Annotated in this window: 21 protein-coding genes and 1 tRNA gene; 8 read left to right on the plus strand and 14 right to left on the minus strand. The window is 41.7% G+C overall.

Annotation, left to right across the window (positions count from 1 at the left end; translation table 11 throughout):
- Positions 1-7 precede the first annotated feature (7 nt).
- Positions 8-2,242: a phosphoribosylformylglycinamidine synthase subunit PurL gene (gene purL, locus ACYVI9_RS05795; protein WP_460761889.1), complete on the minus strand. Its 2,235-nt coding sequence runs from the start codon at positions 2,240-2,242 to the stop codon at positions 8-10.
- Between the two features lie 119 nt (positions 2,243-2,361).
- Between purL and ACYVI9_RS05800 the strand changes: the two genes are divergently transcribed.
- Both ACYVI9_RS05800 and ACYVI9_RS05805 read left to right on the plus strand, forming a co-directional pair.
- Positions 2,362-3,624 carry a hypothetical protein gene (locus ACYVI9_RS05800; RefSeq protein WP_460761892.1) on the plus strand — a complete coding sequence of 421 codons (1,263 nt, stop codon included), beginning with the start codon at positions 2,362-2,364 and terminating at the stop codon, positions 3,622-3,624.
- 131 nt (positions 3,625-3,755) lie between these two features.
- Entirely contained in the window at positions 3,756-5,945 is a 2,190-nt protein-coding gene (locus ACYVI9_RS05805; protein WP_460761894.1) for a glutamine synthetase III family protein, read from the plus strand.
- Positions 5,946-6,005: 60 nt separating this feature from the next.
- Here ACYVI9_RS05805 and ACYVI9_RS05810 read toward each other — a convergent pair whose 3' ends face one another.
- Complete coding sequence (locus ACYVI9_RS05810; RefSeq protein ID WP_460761896.1) at positions 6,006-7,211, minus strand: NAD(P)-dependent oxidoreductase; 1,206 nt, start codon at positions 7,209-7,211, stop codon at positions 6,006-6,008.
- A 198-nt stretch (positions 7,212-7,409) separates the two neighbouring features.
- Here ACYVI9_RS05810 and ACYVI9_RS05815 point away from each other — a divergent pair.
- The 3 genes from ACYVI9_RS05815 to ACYVI9_RS05825 all read left to right on the plus strand — a co-directional run bounded on the left by ACYVI9_RS05815 (position 7,410) and on the right by ACYVI9_RS05825 (position 10,023).
- A tRNA-Leu gene (locus ACYVI9_RS05815) sits at positions 7,410-7,493 on the plus strand.
- 602 nt (positions 7,494-8,095) lie between these two features.
- A complete protein-coding gene (locus ACYVI9_RS05820) occupies positions 8,096-8,467 on the plus strand; it encodes a hypothetical protein (protein ID WP_460761898.1) in 372 nt (123 codons plus the stop codon).
- A gap of 503 nt (positions 8,468-8,970) precedes the next feature.
- A complete protein-coding gene (locus ACYVI9_RS05825; protein ID WP_460761899.1) occupies positions 8,971-10,023 on the plus strand; it encodes a TonB-dependent receptor in 1,053 nt (350 codons plus the stop codon).
- On the opposite strand, the gene ACYVI9_RS05830 is transcribed toward ACYVI9_RS05825, so the two are convergent.
- The 3 genes from ACYVI9_RS05830 to ACYVI9_RS05840 form a co-directional block, all read right to left on the minus strand.
- Positions 9,982-10,590: a restriction endonuclease gene (locus tag ACYVI9_RS05830; RefSeq protein WP_460761901.1), complete on the minus strand. Its 609-nt coding sequence runs from the start codon at positions 10,588-10,590 to the stop codon at positions 9,982-9,984. The two genes, ACYVI9_RS05825 and ACYVI9_RS05830, sit on opposite strands and share 42 nt — an antisense overlap.
- A 107-nt stretch (positions 10,591-10,697) precedes the next feature.
- Positions 10,698-12,158 carry a Fic family protein gene (locus ACYVI9_RS05835; protein ID WP_460761902.1) on the minus strand — a complete coding sequence of 487 codons (1,461 nt, stop codon included), beginning with the start codon at positions 12,156-12,158 and terminating at the stop codon, positions 10,698-10,700.
- A gap of 354 nt (positions 12,159-12,512) precedes the next feature.
- Complete coding sequence (locus ACYVI9_RS05840) at positions 12,513-12,677, minus strand: hypothetical protein (RefSeq protein ID WP_460761904.1); 165 nt, start codon at positions 12,675-12,677, stop codon at positions 12,513-12,515.
- Positions 12,678-13,099: 422 nt separating this feature from the next.
- Between ACYVI9_RS05840 and ACYVI9_RS05845 the strand changes: the two genes are divergently transcribed.
- The gene (locus ACYVI9_RS05845) at positions 13,100-14,062 is read left to right on the plus strand and encodes a fatty acid desaturase family protein (RefSeq protein ID WP_460761906.1); all 963 of its coding nucleotides are present in this window, start codon (positions 13,100-13,102) and stop codon (positions 14,060-14,062) included.
- Between the two features lie 51 nt (positions 14,063-14,113).
- Positions 14,114-14,308: a cold-shock protein gene (locus ACYVI9_RS05850; RefSeq protein ID WP_460761908.1), complete on the plus strand. Its 195-nt coding sequence runs from the start codon at positions 14,114-14,116 to the stop codon at positions 14,306-14,308.
- Positions 14,309-14,609: 301 nt separating this feature from the next.
- Here the strand turns inward: ACYVI9_RS05850 and ACYVI9_RS05855 are convergent, their stop codons facing one another.
- From ACYVI9_RS05855 to ACYVI9_RS05875, 5 genes are all read right to left on the minus strand, one after another.
- A complete protein-coding gene (locus ACYVI9_RS05855) occupies positions 14,610-14,885 on the minus strand; it encodes a hypothetical protein (protein WP_460761911.1) in 276 nt (91 codons plus the stop codon).
- Positions 14,886-14,986: 101 nt separating this feature from the next.
- A complete protein-coding gene (locus ACYVI9_RS05860; RefSeq protein ID WP_460761914.1) occupies positions 14,987-15,259 on the minus strand; it encodes an RNA recognition motif domain-containing protein in 273 nt (90 codons plus the stop codon).
- A gap of 213 nt (positions 15,260-15,472) precedes the next feature.
- Positions 15,473-15,751 (minus strand): hypothetical protein, encoded by a 279-nt coding sequence (locus ACYVI9_RS05865; RefSeq protein WP_460761916.1) that lies wholly within the window; start codon positions 15,749-15,751, stop codon positions 15,473-15,475.
- Positions 15,752-15,878: 127 nt separating this feature from the next.
- On the minus strand, positions 15,879-16,109 hold the full coding sequence (locus ACYVI9_RS05870) for a hypothetical protein (protein WP_460761919.1): 231 nt from the start codon (positions 16,107-16,109) through the stop codon (positions 15,879-15,881).
- A gap of 43 nt (positions 16,110-16,152) precedes the next feature.
- On the minus strand, positions 16,153-16,872 hold the full coding sequence (locus ACYVI9_RS05875; protein ID WP_460761959.1) for an acyl-CoA desaturase: 720 nt from the start codon (positions 16,870-16,872) through the stop codon (positions 16,153-16,155).
- Between ACYVI9_RS05875 and ACYVI9_RS05880 the strand changes: the two genes are divergently transcribed.
- Positions 16,753-17,049, plus strand: coding sequence for a hypothetical protein (locus ACYVI9_RS05880; RefSeq protein ID WP_460761966.1), 297 nt, complete (start codon positions 16,753-16,755; stop codon positions 17,047-17,049). The genes ACYVI9_RS05875 and ACYVI9_RS05880 overlap by 120 nt on opposite strands.
- A 127-nt stretch (positions 17,050-17,176) precedes the next feature.
- On the opposite strand, the gene ACYVI9_RS05885 is transcribed toward ACYVI9_RS05880, so the two are convergent.
- The 4 genes from ACYVI9_RS05885 to ACYVI9_RS05900 all read right to left on the minus strand — a co-directional run bounded on the left by ACYVI9_RS05885 (position 17,177) and on the right by ACYVI9_RS05900 (position 19,010).
- Positions 17,177-17,431 (minus strand): hypothetical protein, encoded by a 255-nt coding sequence (locus ACYVI9_RS05885; protein WP_460761921.1) that lies wholly within the window; start codon positions 17,429-17,431, stop codon positions 17,177-17,179.
- 93 nt (positions 17,432-17,524) lie between these two features.
- On the minus strand, positions 17,525-17,848 hold the full coding sequence (locus ACYVI9_RS05890; protein WP_460761924.1) for a helix-turn-helix domain-containing protein: 324 nt from the start codon (positions 17,846-17,848) through the stop codon (positions 17,525-17,527).
- On the minus strand, positions 17,849-18,043 hold the full coding sequence (locus ACYVI9_RS05895; RefSeq protein ID WP_460761926.1) for a hypothetical protein: 195 nt from the start codon (positions 18,041-18,043) through the stop codon (positions 17,849-17,851). It lies immediately after the preceding gene.
- Between the two features lie 64 nt (positions 18,044-18,107).
- The gene (locus ACYVI9_RS05900) at positions 18,108-19,010 is read right to left on the minus strand and encodes an alpha/beta hydrolase (protein WP_460761929.1); all 903 of its coding nucleotides are present in this window, start codon (positions 19,008-19,010) and stop codon (positions 18,108-18,110) included.
- Between the last annotated feature and the right edge of the window lie 85 nt (positions 19,011-19,095).

Genomic DNA, 19,095 nt, shown 5'->3' on the forward strand with positions numbered 1-19,095 from the left:
TTAATTTTTACAGGCTGCTCAGTGCATCACCGGCAGCTTCCTTTTTCAGCAGACACTCAATCGATGTTTGGTAAGCCTGTTGCCAGATCTGAATGTTGCCCCAGTTGTCTCCATCGATGACCAGATCTCCGGAACTTACTGAACCAATCCGGGCAAAAGGTAGAATGCCGGCAACGGCCGTTTCGAATTCCTCCGTTTTAGCCGCATCGACGGATACCACAACCCGGCTCTGACTTTCTCCAAAGAGAAAGGCATCGCTGCGGATATCGCTATTGGTCCGGATATCAAATCCCAAACCTTTATTGAACCCGCTTTCACTCAACGTTACAAAGATTCCGCCTTCGCTTACGTCATGTGCAGACCGGATCAGATTTCCGGCAATCAGTTGTAAGAGTTGCTGTTGTAACAAGTATTCCGCTTCCAGTTCAAAATGAGGGGCGGGGCTGTGCCGGACGCCATGGATATGATATAGGTATTCAGATGAATTGATATCGTCGGTCTGAAAGCCCAGCACATAGATATGATCTCCTTCGGATTTAAAATCCAGGGTCATTTTCTGATCGATCTCTTCCAGCAGTCCCACCATTCCAATCGTTGGTGTGGGATTGATGGGACCGTCAGGGTTCTGATTGTAAAAACTGACATTTCCGCCGGTAACGGGGGTATCGAATTTCCGACAGGCTTCGCCCATCCCTTTGATGGCTTCTACGAACTGGTAGTACACTTCGGGATCGTAAGGGTTACCAAAGTTCAGACAATTGGTTACACCCAGGGGTTGTCCGCCACTGCAAACGATATTGCGGGCCGCTTCACTCACTGCGATCATGGTGCCTTTATAAGGATCTGCATATACATAACGGCTGTTACAGTCGGTTGTTACTGCCAGTGCCTTTCGGGTACCTTTTACATGAACAATGGCCGCATCTGAGGGCGCATTGGTCGTACTGTTGACCGTACCTACCATGCTGTCATACTGATTATAGACCCATCTTTTAGATGCGATAGACGGCAGACTGATCAGTTTTTCGGCAACGGCTTTTAAGTCCTCAGGCACCGCTACCGAACCGGGATCGAAAGCCCGGATTTTAGCCAGGTAGGCGGGTGGGTGATAAGCTCTCTCGTATTGAGGTGCACCGCCACCCAGTACCAGTTCCTCAGCGGGCAGGGAGGCTTCCAGGGTGCCGTTCATATGAAAATTCAGTATCCCGTCATCGGTAACATGACCGATCACTGCACAGGGAAGGTCCCATTTTTCAAATACAGCAGTCACTTCCTGTTCCCTTCCTTTTTCTGCGACCAGCAGCATGCGTTCCTGGCTTTCACTCAGCAATAGTTCCCAGACTTTCATATTTTGCTGCCGGGTAGGCACTTTTTCGAGGTCGATATGCATGCCGGCGCCGCCTTTGGCACTCATTTCAGCGGTAGAGCAGATAATACCTGCTGCACCCATATCCTGCATTCCGACGATGGCGCCTGTCTGAATCACTTCCAGGCAGGCTTCCAAAAGCTTCTTTTCCTGGAAAGGATCACCCACCTGAACAGCGGGCAGTTCCTGAACACTTTCTGAGGTAATATCGGCGGAAGCGAATGAAGCGCCCCCAATGCCGTCCTTACCGGTAGCACTGCCGACAAACATTACCGGATTACCAGCGCCTTCTGCGGTGGCCGAAACCGTATCACCGGTTTTTACAATCCCCACACTCATCGCATTCACGAGGGGATTGGTATGGTAACACTGATCAAAATATATTTCGCCGCCCACCGTGGGTACACCAAAACAATTGCCGTAATGGCCGATGCCATGGACGACGCCTGCCAGCAGGTGCTGGGTTTTGGCTTCTTCCAGCTTGCCAAACCGAAGGGAATTGAGTGCCGCTATCGGCCTGGCACCCATGGTGAAAATATCGCGGTGGATGCCGCCCACGCCGGTTGCTGCGCCCTGAAAAGGTTCCAGTGCAGAGGGGTGGTTATGAGATTCAATTTTAAAAACAACGCCCAATCCGTCACCGATATCCATCAACCCGGCATTTTCCTCACCGGCAGCAACCAGCATCCGGCCCCCTTCCCGGGGCAGGGTTTTCAGCCATTTAATGGAGTTTTTATAACTGCAGTGTTCACTCCACATGGCGGAAAAAGCACATAATTCATTGAAATTAGGCATTCTGCCCAGTTTCTCCTGAATCAGTTCAAATTCTGCTGCGGTCAATCGTAATTGTTCGGCGGTTTTTACTGTTATTTCCATGAATTATATTGCTTGAAACGTATAATTGTAACCCGGGGTTTAAAAAGCGCAAATCTACAAACTACTATACAACAATTATTCATTATTTTTCCGCACTTATTCACAGGCTAAAGGATATTTTGGAAGCGCTACTATTTTGTACCTATCTTATATTATTTTCCTGGATCATTACCCGGATCCGGTGGTTTAAACTTACGGGACTTTCCGGAATACAGCTGGTCATGCTTTTTCTGACCAGCGTTATTTTTGGGATTCTTTATGGTTGGATCGGTATTTATGAAGCCACGACCGCCAATATGAACGATACCTGGACCTTCCATTATATGGGGATCAAGGAATCGAAACTGTTGTTTCAGCACCCGCAGCAGTATTTGCTGAACCTTTTTCAAAATCCCTACGGTGATGGCGGCCTCTTTAGTTCGGCGCATTCCTACTGGAATAATCTGAAAGGCAATGCATTCATAAAGCTCCTGTCCGTATTTGATTTGTTCAGCCTGGGTAATTATTATATAAATATAATTTTTTACTGTTTTCTGGTATTTTTCGCTACCACCGCGCTCTATCGGGTGTTTAGCGCCCATTTTGGACGCCAGTCACCATGGCTGCTGGTGGGCTGTTTTCTGATTCCGTCCTTTGTATACTGGAATAACGGTATTCATAAAGACGGACTCTGTTTCCTGGGGCTGAGCCTTTGTATTTTCAGCCTGTATTTTTATATCCGAAAAGGAAATTTTAACGCAAAAGGAGTGGGGCTGCTACTGGGCGGTGCACTGATCTTGTTTGTGTTTAAGAACCATTTACTGATGGGGCTGCTGCCGGCGGCGCTGGCCTGGATACTCTCTGAAAAGTATCCCAGGCGGCGCTGGTGGATCTTTGGTAGCGTTTATCTATTGGCTGTAATTGCCTTCTTTGGAAGCCGGTACCTGTTGCCCGGCTGGAACCTGCCGGCAGTCTTTGTCGAGAAACAGGCAGCTTTCAATGCCCTGAAAGGAGGGGTGACCTCGCTAAAAGTCCGGGCACTGGAACCGTGTCTGGAAAGTTTTCTTCAGCTCCTGCCCCAGGCGGTTTCCCTTTCTATGCTGCGCCCTTATTTTTCAGATATACACAAGTGGCTGATCCTGCCGGCTTATCTGGAAATGCTGATCATCTGGCTGATCCTGCTATTGGCCGCCATCCGGTCTTTTCGCCATAACAAAATGAGTCCGCTGGGCCTGTTTATTTTGTTTTATAGTATATCTGTATTGCTGATTATCGGATATACGGTAAATAACCTCGGTGCCACCGTACGCTACCGGAGTCTGCTGCTCCCCTTGTTTATGCCTTTTTTATTGATGGTTATATTCGGTAATCGCAGGCTCAAAATACATAATAAAAATAACTAATATTTGATTTTGACCGTTAAAACCGGAATTTAGGAGATTCAGGATCTGTTTTTTGCGTAAAAAAATCAAAAATTTTTATAATATTTTGGGAGGTTTGCTATATTTGCATCCAAATTAAACAAACTCACCACATGTCGTTAAGAATTTCTGCTTTAACAAGTATTCCTACTTCCACCGAGGAGCTGGGAAAAATTACACCAAAGGTCTCCAAGGTCTTCGGTTCCCATGTATTTAATCTTAAAACAGCCAGAGAGTACCTGAGCGATGATGCTTATAAAAGTATCCTGTCTTCCATTAGATCCGGTCAGAAAATCGACCGTAATATGGCAGCCAATATTGCCAATGGCATGCGTGCCTGGGCAGAAAGCAAAGGGGTTACTCACTATACCCACTGGTTTCAGCCGCTTACCGGAACGACTGCAGAGAAACATGATTCATTTTTTACCCTGAAAAGCGACGGAACCCCCATCGAAGAATTTGACGGCGCTACCCTGATTCAACAGGAGCCGGATGCCTCTTCCTTCCCGAATGGTGGACTGCGGGCTACTTTTGAAGCCAGGGGATATACCGGATGGGATCCTTCTTCTCCTCCTTTTATTATTGAAATAGGACATGGTCGTACCCTGTGTATCCCGACCATCTTTATATCTTATACCGGCGAATCGCTGGATTATAAAGCCCCGCTGTTAAAATCCGTAGATGCTTTGAATAAAGCTGCGGTGGATGTTTGTAATTATTTTGACCGGAATATTTCCAAAGTGACCGTGACCCTGGGATGGGAACAGGAATACTTTGTGGTGGATGACGGACTTTTCCGAGCCAGACCGGATCTGGTGATGTGTGGCCGTACCCTGTACGGACATAACTCCGCCAAAAATCAGCAACTGGAGGATCATTATTTCGGTTCCATTCCCGAACGCGTATATGCTTTCATGCGGGATTTTGAAAACGAATGTTATAAAGTAGGTATTCCGCTGAGAACCCGTCACAACGAAGTGGCACCTGCGCAGTTTGAATGTGCGCCGATTTTTGAAGAAGTGAACCTGGCGGTGGATCACAATACCCTGTTAATGGACCTGATGACCCGTATCGCCTTAAGACACGGACTGCGGGTATTATTGCATGAAAAACCTTTTGCCGGTATCAATGGTAGCGGTAAACATAATAACTGGAGTATCGCAACCGATACCGGAGTGAACCTGCTGGCACCCGGCAAGACGCCGAAAACCAATCTCATGTTCCTGACCTTCTTTGTTAACACCATCAAGGCCGTACATGATTATGCCGATATCTTAAGAGCCTCCATTGCTTCTGCCCAGAATGATCACCGCCTGGGTGCCAATGAAGCACCGCCTGCGATCATTTCTGTATTCATTGGGGACTATCTGGCCAAAGTGCTGAATGATATCAAAGAACGCGTTAGTGAAAACATGGATGAGCAGGATGAAAGCATGCTCAAACTGGATATTCATAAAAATATCCCGGATCTGATGCTGGACAATACCGACCGGAACCGTACCTCACCATTTGCCTTTACCGGAAATAAATTTGAATTACGTGCGGTGGGATCTTCTGCCAACTGTGCCAGCCCGATGACGATCATGAATACCATCATGGCTGAAACCCTGAAACAGTTCAAGAAGGATGTGGATGCTTTAATTGAGAAAGGTGAAAAGAAAGAGATCGCCATCATGCAGGTGATCCGCGAATATATCGTTAGCAGCGAGAAGATTCTTTTTGAAGGAGACGGATACAGTGAAGCTTGGGAGAAAGAAGCAGAAAAAAGAGGATTGCCCAATTTAAAAACCACACCGCTGGCGCTCGATGCCATGATCACCGAAAGGAATACAAAACTTTTGATCGAAAACGGCATCTTTACTGAATCTGAGCTTCATGCCCGTTATGAAATCGAACTGGAAAAATACATCAAGAAAGTACAAATCGAAGGACGTATTATGGGTGAAATGGCTACCAGTATGATTCTGCCTCCGGCCATTCGTTATCAGAACCTGCTGGCCAAGAACATTTCCGGACTCAAAGACGCCGGTCTTCCGGAGGAAGCTTATGCCAATCAAAAACAGATACTGGACAAAATCTCCGAGCATATCAATAAAGCCAGTGACCTGGTGGAAAAAATGATCGAAGCCCGTAAGAGCTGTAATGGAATGGAAGAATCCCGCGCCAAGGCGATCGCTTACGAGAGCCAGGTGAAAGCAGCCTTCTTTGATCAGATCCGTTACCATGCGGATAAGCTGGAATTACTGGTGGATGACAAGGAATGGTATCTGCCTAAATACAGAGAGTTGTTGTTCCTTCGCTAATTTAGAGAAGTTAATAAAACAGGAAAGGCCGCTTAGCAATAAGCGGTTTTTTTTGTGCTATCACGAAGTAATATCGGCATATGCTGACAGGTACTGGTAATGAGTGCCGAGCCTGCCCGCATTGGCGATGGTGGCCCGATCCAGGACAGGACTGCCGGCCCCGGTCAGATCATCTAGTACAAATTTGATTAATTGTTCACCAAAATAACGGCTGGCGTCACGTGGTAATTCGTTAGGCAAATTGCCCACAGCCATGATATCAATGCTGCCGGCTTGATATGGTGCCGTTTTTTCAAAACTTTCTTTGTCCACGCCATAGACGGGATTCTCGATGGGCTGACTGTCGATGTTAATCGGGATGGATCCGAATTTATCATCTGAAACATCGGCAATGGTTTGGATAATAAAATCCTCTTTCCGTATGTCTTCCCGATGGAAGATAGGGGGAATGCCCGGCTCCCAGTAGACCCCGTTGAGCAGAATATCTGTCTGTGCGGCAAAAGGCAAAAATTTGCAGTGATAGTTTTCCGGATGTCGATGAAAATCCTCTCGGAAATAGGTCCCCGTGGTTTTGTGACTGTATAGCATGCTCCCTTTCAGTTGGGTAAATACCGGGTATGAAAACCGGCGGACCAGATAGTCTTCGGGTTCTACTTCATGCAGCCCCATCAGGTTCATGATTTCAATCAGGCCGTGTGCCACCCGGCCGCTGCCGGTAATGGCGACTTTAAGATTGGGTAATTTCAACCCAAAATAAGTATGTATCAGCTCTTTGAAGTTTTTTTGTTTGTAGACCCGGTCCATCCGGTATAACCCCGTGCGGTTGCCATAAGCCATCATGCCGTTATGGGCGCCCACGATGCCGGCAAAAAAGCCAAAGCCAATCATCCGCTGGCCATCATCATGTTCAAGACATTCGTAATCAATCAGCGTAATCTTTTTGTCCAGCACTGCCCGGAGCAGGGGTTTATTATGGGGTTGCTTTTTCTTGGTATGAGAGAAAAACAGGTAAGTTTTATTATCAATCAACCGGTGGATAGGAACTTCCTTGATGCCCAGGAGGATATCACAGCCCGGCATGTCTTCACTCAGTTCAATTCCCGCCTGTTCATATTCCCGGTCCTTAAAACAACGGGTTGTTGATGGTTGCACCCGTATCTGAATGTCATTACGGATACCCAACAGCCATTTGCATTGCTCAGGGGTCAGGGCTACACGGTTGTCGGTAGGTGTCTTTTCTTCTTTAATTAATCCGATTTTAATCATATAACTTTGCGGTTCATTCTTTGTTGTATCAAAAGGAGGTCGATATGGCAGTGCTTAAAAAAATAGGTTTGTTCCTGGTAAAGATACTATTACCCAAAAAGAAATGTTGCAGGTAGCAGTTGTTCAATAATTCTTTTGAGCTGCTTATTATATTCAGGGTAAAAATACGTAATATTGCAGCCGATTTTGATCGAAGCAGCCCAGATGGCGGAATTGGTAGACGCGCTAGACTCAAAATCTTGTTTCGGCAACGGAGTGCAGGTTCGATTCCTGTTCTGGGCACTTGATTATCAATCAGTTAAAAAAGACTCACTTGATGGGTCTTTTTTATTTGCAAACAAATTTTTATCAGAAAGGTGAGAAAGAACTGATGTAGCTAAGTTAATTATTTTTTTCGATGTTGTTAATTGGGCTTCACATCATACTAAGTTGAATTAATTTATTGAAACGATATGTTTGAAAAATGTTCTTTATCCTTGCAATATTGATGCATGCGGAGGACATGCTTTCTGGTATAAAAAAATTAAAGTCTTATGTAACATTTTAAAAGCCTCGTCATATCAAGTATAGATAGTACCGGGGTATTTGAACTTCCAGTACATTTTCCTTCAGATACAGTTAAAATATCATCTATCGGATATTATCAAACTTTTCTCCCGTTCAACTCTTTAACATATAGAGATACGATTTTAATTGAGTTGCAAAAAAAAGAAGCATTATTAAATGAAGTAATTGTTTCGAGCTTTAGAAAGAAAGCTATTTATGGAAGGAATTAAAAATCAGGAATAATTCAAGTAACATTCAATCCAAAGAGAAATAGTATAAAGGATAATCTCGGAAATGAGATAGGAACAACTATATCTCCCAAGAAACCTACATTCCGATTGCATAATTTTAATTTCTTTATTTCATCTAATAGCTTTGAGGCTTTAAGATTTAGGGTTAATATTTATTCTGTAAATGAAGATAAGTTACCGGATTCTTTACTACAAAATGAGAATATAATTTATGACGTTCCAAGCAAATCAACCGGTTGGCAAAGGGTTGATCTCGAGAAATTAAATTTAATATTTTCTCAACCAATAATTATTTCCCTGGAATGGATTTCAAGCAATCCCGATAACGGAAACAAATCTGGAATAATTATTCCAGGGGTTGTGAGTATTGGAAACAATACGTTTATAAGAAATAGTAGTCAAGGTATCTGGTCTAAAAACAAAGTAAGTGTTAGTTTCTATGCCACTATTTCCCAGTAATAGTGCTCAAACGAATTTCCGAAGATGTGTATCCATTAGCTTTAAAAACATCCATTCTCATCTTTCCATTTTTAGTAAAGTTCGTAACATTTTGCTTTAATATTGATAAGTTGATTACTCAATAAAATCATTTTTCTTCGAAACGCACACCTTATGCAGCGCTCCAAATTCAAAGCATTTCACAATAAATAACTTATTATTTAATAATTTATAACAAATTTCATACTGATCGTGCTATTAATTGTGGCTAATATTGCGGCAAATTCAAACGCTATGAAGAAAATGCTATCGCCTACACTATGAAAAGAAAACTTTTGTTCATGGCCAATATTAGATGCAGGCCGTACATCCAAACTATTACTCCATTGGATGCCTTACTCCAATATTGATACTACTATTTCGAAGATCAGTTTGGGCATGAGACGTAAAGAAGCATAAGGATAGCAATAAAGCCCATAGTGTATGAAAACAGGTATTAATTATTTGAATCTAAAAACAATTACTTGAAGTCACAAAAAAAATTGTTCTTTCTTCTTCTTATGGGATATCTTTTTAATCCTTCTTTTTGCTTTGCACAAACGCAACGCATATCCATCTACGGGTATATAGAAGATTCCTTAACAGGCGAAAGATTAATAGGTGCAACCTTATCTGTCATCAATGGGGAAAAGCCTTTGGTTACTACTACCAATTCTTTTGGGTATTTCTCATTAACTGTCCCATATAGGAATAAAATAACTCTCACTGGAAGCCATGTAGGTTACATTAGTAAAACGAGTGTAGAAGAATCCATTGGCTCAAAATCCATTATTATAAAATTGACTCCCGACGTAACCGAGGAAGATGAAGTTATTGTAACAAGCAGCGAAAACCGGATAGCCACCAATACTATCGGCCAGCTAAAGCTCTCCGGCAGCCTGATAAAAAAAATGCCGAAATTTTTAGGAGATAATGATCCCCTGAAAGTTATACAAACACTTCCTGGGATTTCTCAGGGAATGGAAGGCACTACCGGCCTTATTGTAAGAGGCGGTAGCCCGGATCAAACCTTATTTTTACTGGATGGCATCCCCGTTTACAACCCTACCCATTTGGGGGGCATCTTTTCTCCTTTTAATGGCGATGCAATAAAAGATGTTAGCATATACAAAGGGAATTTTCCGGCGCGGTTTGGTGAGCGGTTATCTTCGGTTATTGACCTATCCACCAAAGACGGTAATATGAAAAAATTAGCCGGTGAAGGATCAGTAGGTATGCTTGCAACAAAAGTTCTATTTGAGGGGCCGCTAAAAAAAGATAAAAGTTCTTTTCTGATTTCTGCAAGACGAACCTATTGGGATTTACTGGCTTCGCCTATTGTTGCCTTAACAAACACCGAAGAAGAAAAGCGTAAGTTAGGCTTATATTTTTATGATGTAAATGCCAAGTTCAATTATATCCTATCACCCAAAGACCGCTTATACGCAAGCTTTTTCACCAGTAATGACAATTACCGGTTCAAAACCATTACACATTTAAAACAAAACGACTATAAAGAAGAAAACAATATTGAATAATGAATAGGAAGCGTTTTGAATAATCCTTTTAATATCTACTTCCTTCTCTGGTCTCGTTATATAGTCGTATATTTTTTCAATTCTTAAACTGTCTTCTTTTTCAAAGCAACCATTATATAAACCAGACTCTATTAATAGATCAACTAATTCATTCCCGTTTTTTAATTGGATGCACTGATCATCTAATTGATGTTCAGTTGTCTTCTTTTGTTTCCATTGACTCCACCAAGTATGTTGTGCTATGTCAAACTCTAAGGAATTGCATAAAGTCCAACTTTTCATCTCATATACAGAAGATTCAATTGCCGTATTAAAAGAATTTCTTATTTGATTTTTCTGGGAATCGCCAAAGCTGATAAAAAATTTGCATTGAATGACATCAATAGGTTCAACTCCAAGCTCTCCAATAAATATATCAATGCCGCCATCGCCTTGATTAACTTTTACAGCCTTTACATTTTTATTTTGATGCATTTTTCTAAATAAGGACTCGCAGATTCTTTCAAATCTTTGACGTGCTCCTTGCTCTCCATATTTTTCAAACATGGCTAACCAATCTTTGTTCATATCGCTTTTTAAAATAGGTTATTTAAACAACCAGTATTGGTAAAAATGAAATGCTAAAATACTTAGTTTTAGTAAACTAAACGCGACAAGTTATCCACTCTTATTTTTTAGCTTTTGAACCGAAGTATATGTTCTTCCCCCTGTTCAAATGCGTTACACTGCCTTAAATATTGCTCCATATCATTTAAATCTTCGCCATGCACAGTGGCGCTAAACTCGTAGGCACGGCTTAGCATACGCACGTAGGTTGCAGGGTCCTGTTTGCGCGTAAGCTTTCGTAACGCATCCAGGTAGTCGATCCGGTAAACAGTGGGGATAATGATTTTTGACATCCCTTTTGCCGTAAGCTCGGCATTCATCATTACACGGGCTATCCTGCCATTACCATCTAAAAACGGGTGTACCTCCGCTACCAGGAACATCATAAAAGCAGCTTTTGCAAAGGCATCCTGCAACAGGGAATACCACTGGTACCCCTTTTTAAGCGTTCCTGCCACTAATTCCCAATTTACGAATTCTGTTTCCCCGGCCCGGTTGTTCCTGTCTTTAAATTGGCCAGGCTTTTTGCCGGTTCTGGCCCGCAGCAAGACCTCGTGCCTTGCGCGCAGCAATTCTAAAAAATGATCCGCGGATTGCGGTGTAATGCTCATTTCCTTGCGGTTGCTTACCACCTGGTAGGTACCTAAAATATCGTGCGAATCTTCATCTCTTGATGGCATCGGAGTTTCGGTAGTAATGATTTCTTTGGCTTCGCTGATGGTAAACTCTGTTCCTTCTATAAAATTGGAGAAATAGCTTTCAAAAAAGGCAAAGCTATTGTAGGCTTTATCGGTAGTGTTGTGTTCGGTATAATTTTTAAATTCTTTGTCAGCCAAATAATCGTATAAAAGATTAAAGAGCGCATCCCTGCCTGGGTCAAACGGTTCGCCCTGGGCCCTGGCTTTGGCCACATCGCTGTTCAAAATTTTGGAGGAGCGGGTAGAAAGTAAGGCGCTGATCAAACCGTTTAAGCGCTCAAACTCCTTTGGCATATTTAAGACATCGCTTAGACTCCTGGCTTCATCCCGTATTTTGTTCAGTTCTTTTTCTCCTCTTGTACGTATAATCGCTTCTAGTTTGGCCTCCAGGGCTTCACGGCCAAGCGTTTTGGAGAAATCCGCGGTACTGCGGGTTGACTGCATATTTTCCAGGTAGGCTCTTGGTTCGGACGAACGGTGGAGTTTTTCAAACAAGTGCATAGCTCCTGCTTCGCTTCCGGCACCTTTTAATAAATGCACCGTAAGCCCGGGAAGCTGCACATTTCTTGTGGAGGAATAGCTAAGAAAAATATGCCCCTGCACCGGTTTACCCTCCAAAGCGCTACGGTGGCTGAGGACGGCACCCGGAAACAGGTGAGAAAGAATGAAGAACCAATTCCGGAGCACAATTTTATCCGGGTTATCAGCCAAATTGATTGTATACACCCGTGGGGCGATTTCTCTGAGCAGACCGGATTTTAGTTGCTGCCGGATTTTTTTTGATGCGGCTTTATCAGAAGAAGCAAAAACAATTTCATGAAGATTGCTCATGGGTAGAGAAAATTTGATACTAAAATGGCTAATTCTTCTATAAAGGTAGATATTTTTATACTATAAATAAAAAATGGTGGAATTTTATAGATTAAATTAAAGTGGCAGAAGAAAATTGTAGAAAAAAATAAGCTAATATTAAAATTAGGTAGAATTTATTAGGTTAACTTATAAGAAAGGCCTGCCTTTAAAAAAGCTGGCCGTTGCTAACCTATGAAAAACACCAGTTCTAAAAATACAAAATATTATTCAACCCAATAGCAACTCTATATATTTTTAGTTGGTAAAAAGGCATCAATTAAATCAGAGTATACGAGTGTTACTCCTTATTGTAGCAGTTCGGATAGCTGCTCACTAATCCAGTTTTTTAATACACTTGATGTAGATCACCAGGTTTTTATGTTCCCCTTTGCAAAACAATGTGGCATACGAGCCATCTATGGAAAGAATGGTGTAGATATTTGTTGATGAAAAAGGTGGTTGTAACTTCACTTTATCACCGATCTTGAGTTGTAACATGCCTTAAAGATAGTTGTTTTAAAACCGATAGGGTATGTTTGCCTGATATCGCCGCAATTAAATCTTTTCCGGGATTGTAACTTTATTTAACTATCTTTGTAACGCTGTTACTGGTTTTAACAGAAACTCTTTCAAAGTTTGTTGCAAATTGCAATTAGTATTTAGCTTGCTTTAAAGCAAATCTTCTTCTGATACTTCCATTCTTGTAATAAGTTGCTGCTTTATTAGAAAATACAGATAGGGGTATGCCCTGTCAGGACTTATTATCATTTATCAAATCATATATTATAAAAAAGCTATCATTTAAAAAATCAGCAGCTGCTGATTTTTCTACCACGCTAAAAGATCGTGTTGCGACTTATCTGAAGAGTAACGGTAAGGACCGGTTCGGCAACCGCGCCATGATATTAAAGACAACTTTCATGTTGTCGCTTTACTTTGTTCCTCTGGGCATCATTTGCTTTGGTGGTATTACCCAGGTGTGGCAATTGTTCGCCTTATTTATCCTTAGCGGGTTTGGAATGGCGGGAGTAGGTATGGGCATCATGCACGATGCTTTGCATGGCTCATACTCCAAAAGTAAAACGCTTAATAAATGGATGGGTTATACCATGAACCTTATTGGAGCCAGCGATGAAGTATGGAAATTACAGCACAACATGTTGCATCACAGCTTCACGAATATTGAAGAGCATGATGACGATATTAATGCGCCTTTTTTTCTGCGTTTCTCACCTCATGCCAAAAAGAACGGCCTGCATCCATTTCAGCATTATTATGTATGGCTGTTCTATGGCCTGTCTACGATGTCCTGGATAACTTCCAAGGATTTTATCAGGCTTAACCGTTACAGGAAACTGGGGCTGATTAAAAACAAGACCGAATATCGCAAGCTTTTGCTAAGGATCATTTTCTGGAAGCTTGTTTATTTTTCCTACATTCTTGTATTACCGCTGTTGCTTACTTCCTTTGCTCCCTGGATCGTGATCCTGGCTTTTTTAAGTATGCATTTTGTAACAGGCTTTTGTATTTCTATCGTATTTCAAACGGCCCATGTAATGCCCGACACTTCTTATCCTTTGCCAGACAGTATGGGCAAACTGGAACATGAGCGACTGGTGCATCAACTGGCCACGACCTGCAATTTTGCTCCTCAAAGCAGGTTATTCTCCTGGCTGATCGGCGGGTTGAATTTCCAGATTGAGCATCATTTATTTCCGCATATTTCTCACGTGCACTATCAGCACCTGGCGCCGATCGTTAAGAAAACTTCTGAGGAGTTTGGCATACCTTATTACAGCTATTCCACATTTTTTTCTGCCGTAAAAAGTCATGGCATGATGTTACGCAAGTTAGGTACTATGCCTTGTGAGGCGATCACTTAAAAAAAGGTATAGCTTATACATTTATCAATTAATACTTTAAAATAGACAATTATGAAACAAGGAACAGTAAAATTTTTCAATGACGAGAAAGGATTTGGCTTTATCACACCTCTTGAAGGCGGCAAGGATATTTTTGTGCACAAAAGCGGGCTTATACATCAAATTGATGCAAGCGACCAGGTGACCTATGCTACGCGCGACACATCCAGGGGACTTGAAGCAATTGAAGTAAAGCGGGCAGGATAAAAATACCTGTTAAGCAGCTCAGCTATAATATTTGCAGGATTACTTGCAAGTTTGTTATAGTGCTCTCCTGACCAGGTAAATGAATATTTGCAGATAATGAACGCCATCTAATAACGATGGCTTTCTTTTTTGAAAGAATTGGTGCATTGTGAGTGCCCCAGGCATATTTATATTAATGCAGCCTCTGGTGACAGTGATAATGCATTCCATTAGGAAATTTCACGAAAGAGATTAGGCTTTTTGTTTTACCCCTTTAAATACTATGGAGCGCGGAATATTTTTAAAGTGTTAAGCATATGAGCTATATTGTAGCAAAAGCGCTCCGCCTGATCCAGTGAAAAGCAGAGACCTCACTTTTGGCACCCTCAGGCAGATCACGAGTGATTGTTTGTTCAATAATTCTGCCTTCGCAGAGGCTGGAACGGCCGGCCAGCGATGCGTAGTAGTTGATCAGGAAAAGCACCTGGTCGCCGTTATTTTTATCAAAACTTCTGCGGCTGGGCTGACCACTAAAAGCAGGTTGCTCTTTACTCCAGGTGTAATGGGTTCCTGCCAGGTGTTGTTTTTGAAAATGCATAGTATTTATTTTTAAATGAGAATTAAAATGGAGAAACGTAACTTTAATAATCGTTATTATAATTAAACAAGAAAGGGGCCGGATGGCCCCTTTCTGTTGTTTTACCATTTTCTTCTGCTGGAAGAACGGTCTTCCCTTTCTTTTGCGGCGGCAACGGCAATTCTCCTGCCGTCAACATCCTTTCCGTCCAGCGTCTCCATTGCAAGAGTAGCATCTGAAACCGAACCCATTTCTACGAACCCGAACCCCCGGCTTCTACCAGTGATTCTATCCATAATTACTTTAGCAAAAGACACCTGCCCGAATGGTCTGAAAAGTTCTCGCAAATCATCATCAGAGGCATGAACCCCCAGATTAGAAACATACATGTTCATCGTAATAAATTTTTTTGTTAAAAGCAGAGGCTAAACGCGGCAGCAAAAAAAAAGAAGAAGGAGAAAATAAATGCTATTCTTATGTAGTAGATATTGGACTGATCCTGCCTTGAATGATGGAGTATTTATGCCTATTACAGTAAAGATAAGACTTTTTAAACAAACAGGGCTGTTTCTTTTTTAGGGAAAATCGAAAGCATAGAATGTTCCGGTCTATATCCACCAGATGCCCTGCGCAACAAGATTGTACGATTTTATATACAAATGGCTGACATCTCCCGGAGAAGAAAACATAGCCCGCGCATTTTTGGGCGTTACAAGCTCTATCATATCATTTTTGGGATTGATGAAAAATATTTCAAAGGTGTCAACCTCTTCTCTACGTTCTTCATCAAGCTGTTCTTCGGAAGCCCCGCTAGAAGGAAACCGTCTTATAATATCTCCTTTCTGTAGTAAATGCACCTGGGCTGCTGTTATCTTTTTGCTGGTCATACAAAACAATTTTTCTAATGTAAATGGATTATATCTATATTGAAGTGGAAACTGAAGAGAAAGGGACGTGCAGGTCAGAAAGAGTCTACTGTCCGGAAATGGTCCGTAGCCTCATGCAACAACTGCTTTACATTGAAATACCAGCTTTTTTAATGTCGGTGATAATATAACAGACAGCTCCACTTCTTAATTCTTTATACCAGTCCCAATCATTTAAATGTATAGTCATCCCGGTTATGGCATAATTATTTAACAATGCAATGGCATCCCCTGTAAAGCAGATATTGGTTGAAATATCGCTCTTATCTTCTTCCAGGATCTTCAGCGTAGTAGCTGCGTGAAATTGATTTTCTGACATAAAAATTATTTAAATTGTATACAAAACCAGCCTAAAAAATACGTTACACCTTAAGCCCTTCCGACTTTCTCGTATAACGTATGATACGCAGCCATTTTAATAAAAGTATAACGGGGTATACCGGATCTACTTCATGCCAACGATGGCCAAAATTTACAGAGGAGGGGTGCTTATGATGATTGTTATGATACGATTCTCCCAGCATCAGCACATCTACTACTATCAAATTGCGTGACGTATTTTTGAGCCTGAAATTTATATACCCGTACTTATGAGCATACCAGTTAATCAATGCGCCATGAAAGGCCCCCATAGTTATAACAACCGGCAGTAGCAGGTACCACCAAAAGCTGGAAGCAAATACAATGAAAAATGCGATGTACAGCAATACCCAAAGTATGCGTGACAGCGGGGAATTTGCCCAGCGATCAAAGCACTTCCATTCTGGCAGATTCTTTACAAATCGCGGTTCCACAGGATATTGGTCGTGCACGATCCCTGAATAAATATTTCTGGTACGCCACATCATAGTGAAGATACTGGAAGAAAAACTGGGCGAGTGTGGATCTTTTTCAGTATCTGTATAGGCATGGTGCATGCGGTGCATAATTGCATAAGCCCGGGCGCTCATATAGGAAGACCCTTGCGTAATATAAGAAAACAAGAAGAAGAAACGCTCCCAGAACCTGCTCATAGTAAAGGAGCTGTGTGTGGCATACCGGTGCTGGAAAAAGGTCTGGCTGAACAAGGAAAGATACCACAATACTATAAAAAAAAGCAAAATAACCATATAGCAGGATGCAGAAAACAGGAATGCAGAAAACGTGATGAAAAAGAAGCCACTTTTGAGCAAGAAGAAAAAGGGAGTGACAGCCCCGAAATGTTTAACTGTATCTGTAACTATTTAAAGATACGCTTTATTATCGGCATTATCAAATAGTATCCAATGAACCCACCTGATAAGAACAGTAAACGGCGGCGGTTCTAAATTTTCAGCTTGACCTTGCATATAAAAAAGGACAAGCTTTTCATTTCTTGCCCTTCCGGTTATCACACAATAGGATTCTTTATAGTATACTAAGTAATCGAATGGACCAGGCTGCGGTTATGGGTTGCACCTTTTTAAGGATACTGATCACTTCTTCCCTTTTTTTATTGAGTCGGATTCCTACGCTTTCGAGTAATTCATTTTCTTTTCCTTTCTCAAATTTCAGATCTGCATCAACCAAAGCCGGATATTTTTCTTTAAGCATTTTTGATTGCCTGGTCCAATCTCCTACTATTTTGAAATCTTCATTGTTTCTTATTTTGTCTTTATACATAATATTTTGTTTAAACTGAAACGGATTACAGGACAAATGTCAGTCCTTTTGGAGGTATTAATATTACACATAAGTTCAATAAACTTGCAAATATCACAGGTTTTCCAGATTTTGCTTGCGCTTTAGCTTCAACTGCTTGTAAAAAGAAGGAGAGAGTCCTGTTACTTTCTTAAACTGGTTGGATAAATGCGCTACACTGCTATAGTTAAGTTTGTAAGAGATTTCCGTTAGATTCAGCTCATCATACAATAACAGCTCCTTTACTTTTTCAATTTTATGCATAATGATAAATTGCTGCAGGTTGATGCCCTTTACTTCTGAAAAAGTATTGGAAAGATAGGTATAGCTGTATCCCAGTTGTTTGGTGATATAGTCAGAATAGTTTGATTTAGGTAATTCATCAGCATGATGGATCATCTACGTAACTACATTTTTTATCTTTTCAATTAGGATACTTTTTTTATCGTCCAGTAATTCAAAGCCATATTTAAGCAGATTTGTTCCAAGCTGATGACGCTGGCTTTCAGCAATTGCTTCCGGAAGGTCAACTACCCCAAGATCTACAGAGAGGTACCGTATGCTCAGCTTTTCCAGTTCTTCCTGTACTACCATTTTGCATCTTAGGCTTACCATGTATTTTATATATATTCTCATTTTGTAGTGCCGAAGCCTCATCTCATAACCCACTTCCGAAAATGGGATCGCCGATTAATTCAAAAATCTGCTTCCTGGCGGTGCGGGATTCGGGAAAGTCAAATAACATCCAGGCATGTATCATCCCCGGATACTCAAAATAACGGAACGGAATACCTTTGGCATCTGCAATCAGCTTCAATTTCCTGGTATCTGCTACCAGCATTTCATTTGTTCCCGCAAATACGGAGATAACGCCCAATCCTTCTAAAGACCCGTATATCGGGCTAAGCAGGAAATGATACGGATCTGTATCCCCCGCGTATGCGCGCCCTGCCATAAGCAACCCTTTTATACCAAGAAAGGGGTCCCTGCTGTCTAACGCTCCTATTTCTTTATTTGAAAGTGTAATATCAAGCCACGGAGAAAGTAATATAATTTGCGCCGGCTGACTGATATTATCCTTCTTTAGTTGTTGTGCTACGGCTAATGCGAGACCTCCGCCAGAAGAATCCCCCATTAAAATGACATTCTCAGGGTCAGTGTTTGCAACAACCTGTTTATATACAGATATAACGAACTCAGATGTAGCCTTATAGGTGTATTTTGGCGCCAATGGATAATCGGGTGCAATGACGGTACAATGTCTTGATTCAATCATTTGCGTTATAAAGGACCAGTGCAGTTTGGTAAATCCCTGAACATACGCCCCCCCGTGCAGATAAAGAACAAGCATGCCGTTTTTTTCCGTAGGATGGCTTAGTGTAAATACATTATGCCCGGCAGCCTCCAATTTTTCAATATGTACGCGTCTTTTAGCAAAAGCTGATGGTTCCGAACAATCGAAGAAGCTGGTTTTTCCAGCCAGTAATTGTTTTTCTAGAAAACCTTTTTTATTTACTACACGCAATAATGCGGTAAATACCCTGCTTTGTACACTTGCCACAATCTGTTTTTTAGGTCAGGAATAATTTTTCCGAAACCATCCATCCCATTAACAAAAGTTTGAAATGATTGTTGTAATATATACG

Source organism: Niabella terrae (genome assembly GCF_054783135.1).

Bases quoted from the DNA above. Each gene is read 5' to 3' on its own strand.
- ACYVI9_RS05830 (WP_460761901.1), bottom strand. From the start codon at position 10,590: ATGAACAAAGATTGGTTAGCCATGTTTGAAAAATATGGAGAGCAAGGA.
- ACYVI9_RS05860 (WP_460761914.1), bottom strand. From the start codon at position 15,259: ATGAACATGTATGTTTCTAATCTGGGGGTTCATGCCTCTGATGATGAT.
- purL (WP_460761889.1), bottom strand. From the start codon at position 2,242: ATGGAAATAACAGTAAAAACCGCCGAACAATTACGATTGACCGCAGCA.
- ACYVI9_RS05870 (WP_460761919.1), bottom strand. From the start codon at position 16,109: ATGTCAGAAAATCAATTTCACGCAGCTACTACGCTGAAGATCCTGGAA.
- ACYVI9_RS05885 (WP_460761921.1), bottom strand. From the start codon at position 17,431: ATGTATAAAGACAAAATAAGAAACAATGAAGATTTCAAAATAGTAGGA.
- ACYVI9_RS05805 (WP_460761894.1), top strand. From the start codon at position 3,756: ATGTCGTTAAGAATTTCTGCTTTAACAAGTATTCCTACTTCCACCGAG.
- ACYVI9_RS05890 (WP_460761924.1), bottom strand. From the start codon at position 17,848: ATGATCCATCATGCTGATGAATTACCTAAATCAAACTATTCTGACTAT.
- ACYVI9_RS05845 (WP_460761906.1), top strand. From the start codon at position 13,100: ATGTTGTCGCTTTACTTTGTTCCTCTGGGCATCATTTGCTTTGGTGGT.
- ACYVI9_RS05855 (WP_460761911.1), bottom strand. From the start codon at position 14,885: ATGCATTTTCAAAAACAACACCTGGCAGGAACCCATTACACCTGGAGT.
- ACYVI9_RS05840 (WP_460761904.1), bottom strand. From the start codon at position 12,677: ATGTTACAACTCAAGATCGGTGATAAAGTGAAGTTACAACCACCTTTT.
- ACYVI9_RS05810 (WP_460761896.1), bottom strand. From the start codon at position 7,211: ATGATTAAAATCGGATTAATTAAAGAAGAAAAGACACCTACCGACAAC.
- ACYVI9_RS05835 (WP_460761902.1), bottom strand. From the start codon at position 12,158: ATGAGCAATCTTCATGAAATTGTTTTTGCTTCTTCTGATAAAGCCGCA.
- ACYVI9_RS05865 (WP_460761916.1), bottom strand. From the start codon at position 15,751: ATGACCAGCAAAAAGATAACAGCAGCCCAGGTGCATTTACTACAGAAA.
- ACYVI9_RS05895 (WP_460761926.1), bottom strand. From the start codon at position 18,043: ATGGTAGTACAGGAAGAACTGGAAAAGCTGAGCATACGGTACCTCTCT.
- ACYVI9_RS05850 (WP_460761908.1), top strand. From the start codon at position 14,114: ATGAAACAAGGAACAGTAAAATTTTTCAATGACGAGAAAGGATTTGGC.